Source organism: Eubacterium coprostanoligenes, from assembly GCF_900167205.1.
Lineage (GTDB): Bacteria > Bacillota > Clostridia > Oscillospirales > Acutalibacteraceae > Eubacterium_R > Eubacterium_R coprostanoligenes.
On the sequence record NZ_FUWW01000006.1, the window covers coordinates 13588 to 27116 of the forward strand.

Sequence of the window (13529 nt, forward strand, 5' to 3'; positions counted from 1 at the left end):
TATTGTAATCTTTTATATAACGATGTTAATTTTGTACAAATATCATATTGATTTATACTCCTAATATGTGTATAATTAACATTAAAGACATATATGCAAGGAGATAACATGGGACAGCAGTTAACCGAAGCGAAAGACAAGCAACTTTCCGAAAAGATTTTAAAAATAATAAACAAGGTCGTAATGTTTTTGCCTTTTTTATCATTGTTTATGATGAACTGGAGAACAGACTCTGACACATACTGGATTATCAAAACAGGTGAATACATCTGTAAAAACGGAATTCCGACAAAAGATTTTCTCACATTCCACACAAATATGGACCTTGTTGTTCAACAATGGCTTTCGGATATAATATTCTACAAGCTATACAGCCTTATGGGCTTTTTAGGTCCGATATTGCTTGTGTTGGTAATGTACACGGTTTTTCTTCTTTTGTTCAGAAAGCTGTGCCTTGAAATTTCCAACAAGCCAATAGTGGCAAGCGTTGCAACCTTTATTGCAGGAACTGCTATGCCGGCTTTTATGGTTACAAGACCGCAGATTTTTACATACTCAATTATCCTAATTGAGCTTATCTGTCTTGAAAAATTTATCAAAGACGGAAAATACAAGCACTTGTGCGTATTGCCTATCCTGTCCGTACTTGTTGTAAATTTGCACGCATCTATGTGGACAATGCTGTTCATTGTGCTTTTGCCGTTTTTAGCAAATGCACTGCCTATAAAAATCAAAGGCAAGTCCATAGCTTGTTGCAAGATTATGCCTCTTCTCATCACAGCAGTTATTATGGCAGTTTTCGGTCTTATAACACCTTATGGAGTAAAGGGCTTAACCTTTATTTTCACAACATCTGTTGGTGATAAAGTAAACAATTTGATAGGCGAACTCAATCCGCTCACTTTCTCATTTGACATTTCTGCTATTTCGGACTGGATGGAATTATTTGCAATTCTCTGCATTTATCTATTCTACAAAAAAGGCAAAACAAACATCAGATATGTTTTGCTTACTGCGGGCACTGCGATTATGATGCTTATGTACATCAAATTGACACCTTATTTCATCATTTGTGCTATACCTTCAACCCTCAAATATATTGACAACATCGACTTCCGTGGTATTTTTGAAAACTTAATAAAAAAAGACCAAGAAGCAAACAAAAACAAAAATAAGAAAGAATCAAAAGGACTTATCAAAGCCACAGTCGCACTTATATTTGTATTCATAGTTTTAATTGTGGGCACTCTTGGAAGCGGAATGTACAACGAAGCATCAAATTATGTAAAATATAACGGAACAAACAAATCAATGCAACGACTTGACACTGCAATTGATGCAATGCAAAATGACATTGACGAAAACAATGTTACCGATTTAAGATTATTTAACGGTTTCAATGTCGGTGGCTATCTTGAATTCAAAGGCTACACCACATATATAGATGCCCGTGCAGATTCGTTTATAGAAGAAGCCAATCACGATTTTGACTATCTTACAGAATATTTTAAAGTTGTTGACGGTAAAAAGAATTACAAAAAAGTGTTTAACAAATACAATTTCAATTATGCTTTGATTGAAAAGAAATCCGAAAAGCCGTTATATGTCAATCTCAAAAATGACAATAATTACGAACTTATATTCAAAAACAAAGAATATGCGGTGTTCAAAAAAATAAATCAGAATTAGGAAATAAACAATGAAAACAGCAGTAATTATACCATGCTACAACGAAGCAAAAACAATTGAAAGAGTAATAAAGGACTTTCGTGAACACTTGCCACACGCAGATATATATGTCTATGACAACAACTCAACTGACGGCACATATGAAATTGCAAAAAATGCCGGTGCAATAGTCAGGAAAGAAGTTCGTCAAGGCAAGGGTAATGTTGTGCGCTCAATGTTCAGAGATATTGAGGCAGATTGCTACATTATGGCAGACGGCGACAACACCTACCCTGCATCGTTTGCACCTGTTCTTGAAAAAGAGGTTCTCGAGGGCAGAGCCGATATGGCAGTCGGCGACCGATTGAGTTCTACATATTTTGAAATGAACAAGCGCCGTTTTCACAATTTCGGAAATGTTCTTGTTAAAGATATGATCAACTTCCTTTTCCACTCGAAAATCAACGATGTAATGAGCGGAGCAAGAGCGTTCAGCCGTGACTTTGCAAAGTCATTCCCTGTTCTGTGCAAAGGCTTTGAAATTGAAACAGAAATGACAATATTTGCACTTGATAACAATTTCAGAATTGTTGAAATTCCTATTGATTACCAAGACCGTGAGGAAGGCAGTGAAAGCAAACTCAACACATACTCGGACGGTTTCAAGGTGCTCAAAACCATCGGCATGCTGTTCAGAGATACAAAGCCTCTCACATTTTTCTCAATCATTTCTGCGATACTTATGGCAGTTGCAATCGCTTTCTTCATCCCTGTCTTTGTGGAATATATCGAAACAGGATTAGTTCCGAGAATTCCGACTTTCCTTGCGTCCGTTACATTAGGCATTGTGTCGGGAATGAATTTCTTTGCGGGAATTGTGCTGTCGGTTCTCCGAAAACAACACAGACAAGTATTCGAAACAAACCTCAATATAATCAGAATGCTTGACAAAAACGATAAATAAAAAACAAAACAAATTAAGGTCACAACCGAGGCGCACTTCGATTGTGACCCTTTTTATTATACAAAAAGAGGATAAGCCAAAACTTATCCTCTAATTATTAAATCAACTAATGATAATTAGTCCTTGAGTGCAGCCTTTACAGATGCAAGTTCGTCTGCAAGCTCCTTAGGAAGCCTATCGCCAAACTTAGCGTAAAGTTCATCAACACCCTTGAGTTCTTCTTCCCAAGCGTCCTTATCAACATCAAGAATCTTGTCAACTTCTTCTTCAGTCATATCAAGACCTTCAAGGTTGATATCCTTAGCATAAGGAATATAACCGATAGCTGTTTCCTGAGCGTCAACCTTACCTTCACAACGGTCGATAATCCAGTCAAGAACTCTGAAGTTATCACCGAATCCAGGCCACAAGAAGTTGCCGTCTTCGTCCTTACGGAACCAGTTAACATTGAAGATTTTTGGAGCCTTATCCTCATCGAGAGTTTTGCCGATTTCAATCCAGTGCTTCCAGTAGTCACCCATATTGTAGCCACAGAATGGGAGCATAGCCATAGGGTCACGACGAACTACACCAACTGCACCTGTTGCAGCAGCAGTTGTTTCAGAGCCCATGATTGAGCCTACGAATACACCGTTGTTCCAGCTCTTTGACTGATATACAAGCGGAGTGAGCTTCTCACGACGACCGCCGAATACGAATGCAGAAATCGGAACACCATTTGGATTATCGAATTCTGATGAAAGGCAAGGGCAGTTTGCTGTAGGAGCAGTAAATCTTGAGTTTGGATGAGCGCCCTTTTCTGTTGATGTTTGACCGTTCCAAGGATTACCCTTCCAGTCAACAGCATTTGCAGGCGGATTCTTATCAAGACCTTCCCACCAAACAGTGTTGTTGTCAAGGTTGTGAGCAACATTTGTAAAGATTGTACCCTTCATTGTTGACTTAAGAGCGTTAGGATTTGACTTCATATTTGTACCCGGAGCAACGCCGAAGAAGCCGTTTTCAGGGTTGATAGCATAAAGTCTTCCGTCCGGACCCTTCTTAATCCAAGCGATATCATCGCCTACTGTCCAAATCTTGTAGCCCTTATTTCTGTATCCTTCAGGTGGGATAAGCATTGCAAGGTTTGTCTTACCGCAAGCTGACGGGAATGCTGCACAGATGTACTTGATTTCGCCGTTTGGCTTTTGAAGACCGAGGATGAGCATATGCTCTGCCTGCCAGCCTTCGTTCTTACCAAGATATGAAGCAATACGGAGAGCAAAGCACTTCTTACCGAGAAGTACGTTTCCGCCGTATGCAGAGTTAACAGAGATAATAGTATTGTCTTCAGGGAACTGAACAATCCATCTGTTTTCAGGGTCTACATTGCATTTGCAGTGCATACCACGAACCCAGTCGTTGCTGTCGCCCAAAACATCGAGTACCTTTGCGCCGACTCTTGTCATAATGTTCATATTAAGAACAACATAGATAGAGTCTGTGATTTCGATACCGATTTTAGCAAGAGGAGAACCTACAGGACCCATTGAATAAGGGATGATGTACATTGTTCTGCCTTCGTAAGAACCTGCTGCAATTTTATAAAGCATATCGTATGCTTTGTCAGGAGCCATCCAATGGTTTGTAGGACCGGCATCCTCTTCCTTTGTTGTACAGATAAGAGTACGATCCTCTACACGGGCAACATCGTTCTCTGCTGTTCTGTGAAGATAGCAATCAGGAAGAAGCTCTTCGTTGAGCTTAATCATTTCGCCTGTTTCAACAGCTTCAGCCTTAAGAGCGTCGATTTGCTCCTTTGAACCGTCAATCCATACAATCTTTGAAGGTTTCAAAAGTTCAACTTTTTCGTCGAGCCAAGCAAGTAAAGATGGATTCTTTGTGAGTTTTGATTCCATAATCTATTCTCCTTTATATATTTTACATTTGGTCTATGGCTTTTCAGCCTAAAATCAGTTACAGTAACGCATACTGATTTGTTAGTATGATTATACTTATTATTAAGTAAAATTTCAATAGAAAAAAGCAAAATTCATTAATTTGTCACATTAATGTGTTTCAAATTGACAATTTTTTGTCAATAATGCAAATCATCAAGCGGCATAGTGGCATAAGCATTCAAATTTTCTCCTGCAACAGTGCCTGCCTTGTATTCATAACAGCCTTGTGACGCAATCATTGCAGCATTGTCACCGCAATATTTAAGTTCAGGCAAATAAAGACTCCAGCCGTGCTTTTTGCACATTTTTTCAGCCTCGCTTCTCAATTTGCTGTTTGCCGAAACTCCGCCTGCAATCACAAGTTTATTATATCCAAAATTCTCCGCCGCACTCTCAAAATGCGAAAGCAAAAGGTCAACAACACTTTTCTGAAAAGACGCTGCCAAATCGGCAATATTAATTTTCTCATTTTTCTGCTTTGAATTGTGAATAGTGTTTATAACAGCGGTTTTTAACCCCGAAAATGAATAATCATACGGCGCATCGTGAATTTTCGGCACAGGAAACTTAAAAGCGTTTTCGTCACCGCTTGGCGAAAGCCTGTCAATGCTGATACCGCCCGGATATTCAAGTCCCATGGTTCTGCCTGCCTTGTCAAGCGCCTCACCTGCTGCATCGTCACGGGTTTTGCCGATAACTTCAAAATCCGTATAAGACTTAACGGCAACAATATGACTGTGACCGCCACTGACAACAAGGCACAAAAACGGCGGTTCAATATCGCTTGAAATATAATTTGATGCAATGTGACCTCTCAAATGATGAACAGGAACAATAGGGGTGTTTGTTGCAACAGAAAGTCCCTTTGCAAAATTCACTCCGACAAGAAGTGAACCGATAAGACCCGGTGCATAGGTAACAGCTATTACGTCAATGTCATCCATAGTGCACTGTGCCTGTGCAAGTGCTTCTTCAACAACACCGCTGATGCTCTCTGCGTGTCTGCGAGATGCGATTTCCGGCACAACACCGCCATACAGTTTGTGCTCCTCCAAAGAGGTTGCTATTACATTTGACAGCACCCTGCGACCATCTTCGACAACGGCTGCCGCCGTTTCGTCACAGGAGCTTTCTATACCTAAAATTTTCATTTGTTTATCCTCAATGTCAAAATTCATATGTCATTATTATTGCGTTTTCGGTTGGGGCGGAATAGAAATTGGGGCGGATGCCGACATTTTTAAATCCGCATTTTGTGTAAAGTGAGATTGCAGGGAGGTTGCTTTCTCGCACCTCAAGGGTGATGAACGACATCTTGTTTTTCATCTGTTCCCTAATCAGTGATTCGGCGATACCCTGTTTGCGATATTCGGGCAAAACGGCAACATTTGTTACATATCCCTCACCGCCGAAAATCTGAAGTCCCATATATCCCGCAACATTTCCGTCAACCGTTGCAACAAGAAAATGTGATGTATCAAGACCGATTTGATTTTTCAAATTTTCCCTGCTCCACGGATGTGCGAAGCAGGTTTTTTCTATTTTTTCAACACCGTCAAGGTGCTTTTCTTCAAACTTTTCTATATTCATAATCAATGAGCGGTGTACCAATCCTTGCCGATTGCACCGTCTGCACGGAGCTTCACCTTCATTTGGCAAGCGTTTTCCATTTCCTCGGTTACGATTTCAAGCACTTTTTTTGAATCGGCTTCGCTTGATTCAACGATAAGTTCATCGTGCACCTGCAAAATTAGACGAGCGTCAAGTTTTTCGTCATCAAGTCGCTTGTCAACCTTAATCATTGCGATTTTTATTATATCGGCAGCTGTACCCTGAATCGGCATATTTCTTGCGATTCGCTCACCTGCCGCCTTAACCATATGGTTGGTTGCGTTGAGTTCAGGCAAATATCTGCGGCGCTTAAACAAAGTTTCGCTATATCCTTTTTCTCTTGCAAGGTCAATCACATGGGTCATATACTTGTTTACTCCGCTGTATGTCGCAAGATAATTGTCGATATATTCCTGCGCTTCCTTGCGTGAAACTCCGATATCTTTTGCAAGGCTGAACGCACCGATGCCATAAACGATACCGAAGTTGACAGCCTTTGCAGAAGAACGCATTTGTTTTGTGACAAACTCCTCAGGCATATTGAACACCTGTGCAGCGGTTGAAGTGTGAATATCCGCTCCGCTGTTGAAAGCGTTAATCATATTTTCATCATTTGCAAGATCGGCAAGAACACGAAGTTCAATCTGGCTGTAATCGGCATCAACAAGCACATCACCGTCTTTGGCAATGAAAAACTTTCGCATTTCTCTGCCGAGTTCGGTGCGAATCGGAATATTTTGCAAATTCGGTTCAAGTGACGAAATTCTGCCTGTTCGAGTTTCCACCTGATTAAATGAAGTGTGAATTCTGCCGTCCGATTGAATAGCTTTTAGCAAGCCCTCGCAATAGGTTGACTTCAATTTTGTGAGAGTTCTGTATTCCAAAATACAGTTGACAACAGGGTTTTCGTTACGCAATCCTTCGAGAACTTCTGCATTTGTTGAATAACCGCTCTTTGTTTTTTTCTTGCACGGCAAGCCTAAATCCTCAAAAAGTGCAACTCCCAACTGCTTTGGTGAATTGATATTGAATTCGTGACCAACAAAGCCGTAAATCATCTCTGTAAGTTCATCAATTCGTGTTGACAACCTTTTGCCGAAATTCTCAATGCCCTGCTTATCAACAGCAAAGCCCTCAATTTCCATTTTTGCAAGAACTCGTGCAAGAGGAAGCTCGATTGTGTTGAGAAGTTCCGTTTGATTTGCCTCTTGAAGAAGCGAATTTGTCTTTTCAAAAAGTGGCATAAGAACCGAAGCGTTGACTACTCTTTCGTCACTTCCGCCAAGAGAATTTTTATATTCGGGAATTGCAACGCCGTACTCCATGCAAAGATGGTCGATTGAATAATTGTTATCCGACGGCTTGAGAAGATACGCCGAAAGCATAAGGTCACCACATACATTTTTGCACTCAACGCCTAATTCTTTTGCAAGTCGGTGAGAATATTTTGAATTATAGGTGTATTTTTTGCAATTCTCATTTTCAAAAAACTTGCGAACAAAATACTTGAATTCGGGAGTTTCGCTCGGCATAACGATAATTTGGTCACCAAATGCAAAATACAAATCAGTTACCGAATTGTCAACAATTTCTGGATAATAATAAGCGTCATTATCGCCGATTTTTTCAAGAAGATAATCGGCGTCAACGCAGGTTAATCGTTCAAGCTCACGAGGTACAACTTCCTCCTCGGCAGCTACAACAACTGCGTCATTTGCGTTGAGGTTAAATCTGTCCATAAGGCTGAACAACTCAAGTCTTGCGAACTCGGCAGCCGCACCTTTTTTGTCACCGTCATTAAGTTTGTATTCGTTAATGTCGGTATTAATCGGTGCATCGGATACAATTTCGCCGAGTTTTAGTGAAAGATAGGCATTGTCTTTGTCATTTTTAAGTTTGTTACGAACGCCCTCTTTTATGTCGATTGTATCGATATTTTCATAGATATAATCAATAGTTTTGAAGCGAGAAATGAGGTCAAGTGCAGTCTTTGGACCTACGCCCTGAACGCCGGGAATGTTATCGGAACTGTCGCCCTGCAAAGCCTTGACTTGAATGAGGTCAGTCGGTTCAACTCCGTACTCTTCCAATATTGCCTTTTCATCCATAATATCAGTGCTTTTTGTTCTTGCAAGGAGCACCTTAACACCGTCGTGAGCAAGTTGCAGACTGTCTCTGTCGCCTGTTGCAAGATAGCAAGCGTTACCGTTTTCTCTGCAAACCTTTGCAAAAGTGCCAAGAATATCATCAGCCTCCCAGCCCTCACATTCAACGGTTTTAATGCCTAAAAGATGCAAAATATTCTTGAGCACAGGCATTTGAGAACGAAGTTCATCAGGCATAGCGTGTCTGCCTGCTTTATAAGCATCGTACATCTTATGTCTGAATGTCGGTGCGTGCAAATCAAAAGCAACTGCAACCGCATCAGGCTTGCACATATCTTCAAATCGGAGCATCATATTCAAAAATCCATATATAGCATTGGTATAATCACCCTGCTTTGTTGTGAGAAGTTTTATTCCGTAAAACGCACGGTTGATAATACTATTACCGTCAAGAACCAATAAAGTCATAGCCATACCTCAAAAAATTAATTCATAATATTATACCACAATACTGCACTTAATACAAGAAAAAGCACCCAAGTAAATTAATACTTGAGTGCCTGTATGCTTTTTAATTAAACAAGTTCAATGATGCACATTTCAGCAGCATCGCCTCTACGAGGACCTGTTTTAATTATACGAGTGTAACCACCGTTTTTATCTTCGTACTTTGGAGCAATTTCATCAAAAAGCTTTTTAACAACATCTTCCTTAGTAACATAAGCAAGAGCCTGTCTTCTTGAGTGAAGTGTGTTCTCCTTGCCGAGAGTAATCATTCTGTCGGCCATAGCACGAACTTCTTTAGCTCTAGTAACGGTTGTTTCAATTTTGCCGTTTTCAAGAAGATAAGTAACCAATCCTCTAAGCATAGCCTGTCTGTGGTCGGTTGGACGACCGAGTTTTCTGCTACCTGGCATTGAAATTCCCTCCTTTAGTCTTCTTCCTTGCTAAGTTTGAAACCAAGAGAAGCAAGCTTACCAATTACTTCATCAAGTGACTTACGACCAAGGTTTCTGACTTTCATCATATCGTCTTCAGATTTGCCAATCAAATCCCCTACAGTGTTGATGCCTGCTCTCTTCAAGCAGTTGAATGAACGAACCGAAAGGTCAAGTTCTTCAATAGTCATCTCAAGAACCTTTTCTTTTCCGTCATCGTCTTTTTCAACCATAATTTCAGCGTTGCCCATTTCTTCAGAAAGGTCAACAAAAAGGTTAAGATGCTCATTGAGAATCTTTGCAGCAAGCGAAACGGCTTCGTCTGCCGGAATAGTTCCATCAGTTTCAACATCAAGGATAAGTTTGTCAAAATCAGTTTGTTGTCCTACACGAGTATTCTCTACTGTGTAATTAACCTTTAATACAGGTGTATAGATAGAGTCAATTGCAATAGTGCCGATCGGAAGTTCCATAATCTGCTTGTTTCTATCGCAAGGAACATATCCTCTACCATTATCTGCTGTGAGTTCCATAACAACATCGGCGCCGTCATCAAGATAAGCAAGATGAAGCTCCGGATTCAAGATTTCCACGCTGCCGTCATGCTGAATGTCGCCGGCAGTGATTTCGCCCTCGCCCTTTGCATTGATGTAAAGAGTTTTAGGTTCTTCGTCGTGAATCTTAAGAATTACATTTTTGAGGTTAAGAACAATTTCAGTTACATCCTCTTTAACATGAGGAATTGTTGAAAATTCGTGTTGTACACCGTCAATCTTTACAGAAGTAATAGCGTAACCCGGAAGTGATGAGAGAAGAACTCTTCTCATTGAATTTCCGAGAGTTGTGCCGAAGCCTCTCTCGAGAGGTTCAACAACAAATCTGCCTACGCTTCTGCTTCCCTGAGTAGATAAATCTACTATTTCGATATTAGGCTTATCAATTTCAATCATCTAAAAGCCTCCTAAATATATAGCTTTGTTTTCGCTAAATAACAAACCAATATAATCAGCTTATTATTTAGAGTAGAACTCAACGATTAAGTGCTCTTCAACAGGTGTTGCAATTTCTTCTCTTTCAGGAACAGCAACAACCTTTGCTGTCATAGCGGCTGAATCTGCATCAATCCACTTTGGAACAGTACGAGAAGCATTTGATTCAACAAGAGTCTTGAACTCATCTGTTGACTTGCTTGTATCCTTAACAGCAATAACATCACCAACTTTAACGAGGTATGACGGAATATCAACCTTTGAACCGTTAACGGTGAAGTGAGCATGATTTACGAGCTGACGAGCCTGTGCTCTTGAGCTTGCAAAACCGGCTGTATAAACGATATTGTCAAGACGGCTTTCGCAAAGTTGAAGAAGGTTTGTACCTGTAACGCCTTCCTTACGCTCAGCCATAAGGAAATACTTATGGAACTGACCTTCGCTTACGCCATAATATCTACGAGCAGACTGCTTTGCACGAAGCTGCAAACCATATTCTGAAGTCTTTTTACGATTTTGACCATGTTGGCCAGGTGCATATGAGCGGCGCTCTAATGCACATTTGCCTGTATAACATCTGTCGCCCTTGAGGAAAAGCTTCTTTCCTTCACGACGGCAAAGCTTACAAGCAGGTCCTGTATATCTTGCCATATCAAGTAACCTCCAATAAATTATACACGACGTCTCTTTGGCGGACGACATCCATTATGTGGGATAGGAGTAACATCTTTAATAAGACTTACATCGAGGCCTGCTGACTGAAGTGCTCTGATAGCTGCTTCACGACCTGCGCCCGGACCCTTAACATAAACTTCAACAGTTTTCATACCATGCTCTGTTGCAATCTTAGCTGCAGTTTCTGCTGCTGTCTGTGCTGCGAACGGAGTTGATTTCTTTGAACCACGGAAACCCATTTCACCGGCTGAAGCCCATGATACTGCGTTGCCCTGTGTGTCGCTGATTGTTACGATAGTATTGTTGAAGGTTGACTGAATATGAGCAACACCACGCTCAATATTCTTCTTCTCACGTCTTTTGCGCGGAGAAGCTGTCTTTTTAGTAGCCATACTGAATATTCCTCCTACTTTACTTCTTCTTGTTTGCTACAGTTCTCTTTGGACCCTTGCGTGTTCTTGCGTTATTCTTTGAAGTCTGTCCTCTTACAGGAAGACCCTTAATGTGACGCATACCACGGTAGCAACCGATTTCTTTAAGTCTCTTAATATCGAACGCAACTTTTCTTCTCAAGTCACCTTCAACATCAAGGTTATGAGTGATGTAATCGCTAAGCTTCTTTACATCTTCTTCTGTTAAATCTCTGCAACGTGTGTCTGGATTAACGCCTGTTGCTTCGATGATCTTGTCTGAGGTTGTTTTGCCTATACCATAAATATAGGTAAGACCGATTTCAACTCTCTTGTCATTAGGTAAGTCAACACCTGAAATACGTGCCATACTACAGTTTACCTCCGATTATTAGTTCAGGATTAGCCCTGACGCTGTTTGTGCTTTGGATTTTCACAGATAACCATTACTTTTCCATTGCGCTTAATAACTTTGCATTTATCGCAAATTTTCTTTACAGAAGGTCTAACTTTCATTTGAATATCCTCCTTAAATTTACTTTGAACGCCAAATGATACGACCTTTAGTTAAGTCGTACGGTGACATTTCCATTGTTACCTTATCACCGGGAAGAATGCGAATGTTGTTCATTCTGAGCTTTCCGCTGATATGGGCTGTAATAATGTGGTCGTTTTGCAACGCTACCTTGAAAGTTGTGTTAGGTAACAATTCAACCACAGTACCTTCAACTTCTATCATATCTGACTTAGACATCATTTTACCTCGCTAATTATATTAGTATGATGTTGTTTCTATCTGGAATCACATTACGGCGTAATCGCCTGCAATTCAACTCGCCTACCGTTAAGCCCTTGTCAAGATAACCGGACCGTTTGATGTGATTGCAATGGTGTGCTCAAAGTGAGCTGCCGGTTTGCCGTCACAAGTTTTTACAGTCCATCCGTCAGAGAGCTGTTTAACCTTATAGGTTCCCAGATTTATCATCGGTTCAATTGCCAATGTCATTCCGGGTGATAGTCGGATACCACGACCTGCGTGTCCGAAGTTCGGTACGCTTGGTTCTTCATGAAGTTTTGTGCCTACGCCGTGACCGACAAAGTCACGAACCACACCGTATCCACGCTCTTCACAATATGATTGCACTGCGTGACCGATATCGCCGATTCTGTTGCCCGGAACAGCAGCCTCGATTCCCTTATACAGAGATTCTCTGGTTGTTTCCACCAGCCGCTTTACCTCGGGAGAGCAAGTCCCGCAGATAAAAGTAGCAGCATTATCGCCGTTATATCCGTGCTTTGCAGCACCCAAGTCGATAGAAACGATGTCGCCATCTTTTATAACTCTATCTTTACTTGGGATACCGTGGATTACTTCATCGTTTATAGATATACATGCGGTAGCAGGATATCCGCCATAGTTCAGGAAATTAGGGGTAGCCCCACATTTCTTTATAAAATCATAAGCGATTTTATCAATCTCCCATGTTGTGACACCGGGTTTAACGGCTTCACCTGCCACCTGTAATGCCTGAGCCGAAATTATACAAGCTTCTTTCATAAGCTCGAGTTCACGACTGCTTTTTAGCACTATCATGTTAATCCTCCAATGCGGCAAAAACGAGCTTTGTTGTATCAGCTACATCTTCCTGACCTTCAACAACCTTAAGCTTACCGAGATTCTCATAAAATCCCTTAAGCGGTTCTGTCATCTTGTGATATTCAACAAGACGGTCAAGAACAGTCTGAGGAGCGTCGTCTTTACGCTGAATTAATTCGCCGCCGCAAGCATCGCAAATGCCTTCTACCTTTGGCTTTTTGTACTCAATATGGTAGGAGTTTGCACACTTTGAGCAAACACGGCGACCTGACATTCTCTTTGTGATAGCTTCATCCGGTACTTCGATATCAATAACTTTATCAATATCTACACCGCTGTCAAGCAAAGCCTGAGCCTGCGGAATTGTACGAGGGAATCCGTCGAGAATAAATCCATTTTTACAATCGTCATCATTAAGACGATCCTTGATAATTCCGATAACAACTTCATCAGGAACGAGCTGACCGGCATCCATATAACTTTTTGCCTTAAGACCCATCTCTGTGCCGTCCTTAACAGCCGCACGTAGAATGTTACCTGTTGAAATTGCAGGAATATTTAATTTTTCACAAATCTTTTCTGCTTGAGTACCTTTGCCGGCACCCGGAGCTCCTAAAAGAATAAGTTTCATA

15 protein-coding genes are annotated in these 13529 nt (G+C 40.9%); 2 read left to right on the forward strand and 13 right to left on the reverse strand.

All coding sequences use genetic code 11. The features are described from left to right. Positions 1-108 precede the first annotated feature (108 nt). Positions 109-1689 carry a hypothetical protein gene (locus B5D29_RS03500; RefSeq protein WP_078768196.1) on the forward strand — a complete coding sequence of 527 codons (1581 nt, stop codon included), beginning with the start codon at positions 109-111 and terminating at the stop codon, positions 1687-1689. 10 nt (positions 1690-1699) lie between these two features. Beyond that, on the forward strand, positions 1700-2632 hold the full coding sequence (locus tag B5D29_RS03505; RefSeq protein WP_078768197.1) for a glycosyltransferase family 2 protein: 933 nt from the start codon (positions 1700-1702) through the stop codon (positions 2630-2632). 116 nt (positions 2633-2748) lie between these two features. Here the strand turns inward: B5D29_RS03505 and B5D29_RS03510 are convergent, their stop codons facing one another. From B5D29_RS03510 to B5D29_RS03570, 13 genes are all read right to left on the reverse strand, one after another. Continuing rightward, positions 2749-4530 (reverse strand): phosphoenolpyruvate carboxykinase (GTP), encoded by a 1782-nt coding sequence (locus B5D29_RS03510; protein ID WP_078768198.1) that lies wholly within the window; start codon positions 4528-4530, stop codon positions 2749-2751. 179 nt (positions 4531-4709) lie between these two features. Then, positions 4710-5723 (reverse strand): tRNA (adenosine(37)-N6)-threonylcarbamoyltransferase complex transferase subunit TsaD, encoded by a 1014-nt coding sequence (tsaD, locus tag B5D29_RS03515; RefSeq protein ID WP_078768199.1) that lies wholly within the window; start codon positions 5721-5723, stop codon positions 4710-4712. Positions 5724-5739: 16 nt separating this feature from the next. Beyond that, complete coding sequence (gene rimI / locus B5D29_RS03520) at positions 5740-6162, reverse strand: ribosomal protein S18-alanine N-acetyltransferase (RefSeq protein ID WP_078768200.1); 423 nt, start codon at positions 6160-6162, stop codon at positions 5740-5742. Between the two features lie 2 nt (positions 6163-6164). Then, positions 6165-8756 carry a DNA polymerase I gene (gene polA / locus B5D29_RS03525; protein ID WP_078768201.1) on the reverse strand — a complete coding sequence of 864 codons (2592 nt, stop codon included), beginning with the start codon at positions 8754-8756 and terminating at the stop codon, positions 6165-6167. A gap of 107 nt (positions 8757-8863) precedes the next feature. After that, a complete protein-coding gene (gene rplQ / locus B5D29_RS03530) occupies positions 8864-9205 on the reverse strand; it encodes a 50S ribosomal protein L17 (protein WP_078768202.1) in 342 nt (113 codons plus the stop codon). A gap of 14 nt (positions 9206-9219) precedes the next feature. Beyond that, positions 9220-10176, reverse strand: a complete 957-nt coding sequence (locus B5D29_RS03535) for a DNA-directed RNA polymerase subunit alpha (RefSeq protein ID WP_078768203.1) — start codon at positions 10174-10176, stop codon at positions 9220-9222. Between the two features lie 63 nt (positions 10177-10239). Then, entirely contained in the window at positions 10240-10866 is a 627-nt protein-coding gene (gene rpsD / locus B5D29_RS03540) for a 30S ribosomal protein S4 (RefSeq protein WP_078768204.1), read from the reverse strand. 20 nt (positions 10867-10886) lie between these two features. Beyond that, positions 10887-11282: a 30S ribosomal protein S11 gene (gene rpsK / locus B5D29_RS03545; protein WP_078768205.1), complete on the reverse strand. Its 396-nt coding sequence runs from the start codon at positions 11280-11282 to the stop codon at positions 10887-10889. 19 nt (positions 11283-11301) lie between these two features. Continuing rightward, on the reverse strand, positions 11302-11670 hold the full coding sequence (gene rpsM, locus B5D29_RS03550; protein ID WP_078768206.1) for a 30S ribosomal protein S13: 369 nt from the start codon (positions 11668-11670) through the stop codon (positions 11302-11304). 32 nt (positions 11671-11702) lie between these two features. Beyond that, entirely contained in the window at positions 11703-11816 is a 114-nt protein-coding gene (rpmJ, locus tag B5D29_RS03555; protein WP_021951166.1) for a 50S ribosomal protein L36, read from the reverse strand. Positions 11817-11835: 19 nt separating this feature from the next. Next, the gene (gene infA / locus B5D29_RS03560; RefSeq protein WP_078768207.1) at positions 11836-12054 is read right to left on the reverse strand and encodes a translation initiation factor IF-1; all 219 of its coding nucleotides are present in this window, start codon (positions 12052-12054) and stop codon (positions 11836-11838) included. A gap of 90 nt (positions 12055-12144) precedes the next feature. Beyond that, positions 12145-12894 carry a type I methionyl aminopeptidase gene (map, locus tag B5D29_RS03565; protein ID WP_078768208.1) on the reverse strand — a complete coding sequence of 250 codons (750 nt, stop codon included), beginning with the start codon at positions 12892-12894 and terminating at the stop codon, positions 12145-12147. 1 nt (position 12895) lies between these two features. Next, positions 12896-13528, reverse strand: a complete 633-nt coding sequence (locus B5D29_RS03570; protein WP_078768209.1) for an adenylate kinase — start codon at positions 13526-13528, stop codon at positions 12896-12898. Position 13529 lies beyond the last annotated feature (1 nt).

Bases quoted from the DNA above. Each gene is read 5' to 3' on its own strand.
- B5D29_RS03535 (WP_078768203.1), bottom strand. From the start codon at position 10,176: ATGATTGAAATTGATAAGCCTAATATCGAAATAGTAGATTTATCTACT.
- rpmJ (WP_021951166.1), bottom strand. From the start codon at position 11,816: ATGAAAGTTAGACCTTCTGTAAAGAAAATTTGCGATAAATGCAAAGTT.
- B5D29_RS03570 (WP_078768209.1), bottom strand. From the start codon at position 13,528: ATGAAACTTATTCTTTTAGGAGCTCCGGGTGCCGGCAAAGGTACTCAA.
- rpsM (WP_078768206.1), bottom strand. From the start codon at position 11,670: ATGGCACGTATTTCAGGTGTTGACTTACCTAATGACAAGAGAGTTGAA.
- infA (WP_078768207.1), bottom strand. From the start codon at position 12,054: ATGTCTAAGTCAGATATGATAGAAGTTGAAGGTACTGTGGTTGAATTG.
- rpsK (WP_078768205.1), bottom strand. From the start codon at position 11,282: ATGGCTACTAAAAAGACAGCTTCTCCGCGCAAAAGACGTGAGAAGAAG.
- rpsD (WP_078768204.1), bottom strand. From the start codon at position 10,866: ATGGCAAGATATACAGGACCTGCTTGTAAGCTTTGCCGTCGTGAAGGA.
- B5D29_RS03500 (WP_078768196.1), top strand. From the start codon at position 109: ATGGGACAGCAGTTAACCGAAGCGAAAGACAAGCAACTTTCCGAAAAG.
- B5D29_RS03510 (WP_078768198.1), bottom strand. From the start codon at position 4,530: ATGGAATCAAAACTCACAAAGAATCCATCTTTACTTGCTTGGCTCGAC.
- tsaD (WP_078768199.1), bottom strand. From the start codon at position 5,723: ATGAAAATTTTAGGTATAGAAAGCTCCTGTGACGAAACGGCGGCAGCC.
- B5D29_RS03505 (WP_078768197.1), top strand. From the start codon at position 1,700: ATGAAAACAGCAGTAATTATACCATGCTACAACGAAGCAAAAACAATT.
- map (WP_078768208.1), bottom strand. From the start codon at position 12,894: ATGATAGTGCTAAAAAGCAGTCGTGAACTCGAGCTTATGAAAGAAGCT.
- rplQ (WP_078768202.1), bottom strand. From the start codon at position 9,205: ATGCCAGGTAGCAGAAAACTCGGTCGTCCAACCGACCACAGACAGGCT.
- polA (WP_078768201.1), bottom strand. From the start codon at position 8,756: ATGACTTTATTGGTTCTTGACGGTAATAGTATTATCAACCGTGCGTTT.
- rimI (WP_078768200.1), bottom strand. From the start codon at position 6,162: ATGAATATAGAAAAGTTTGAAGAAAAGCACCTTGACGGTGTTGAAAAA.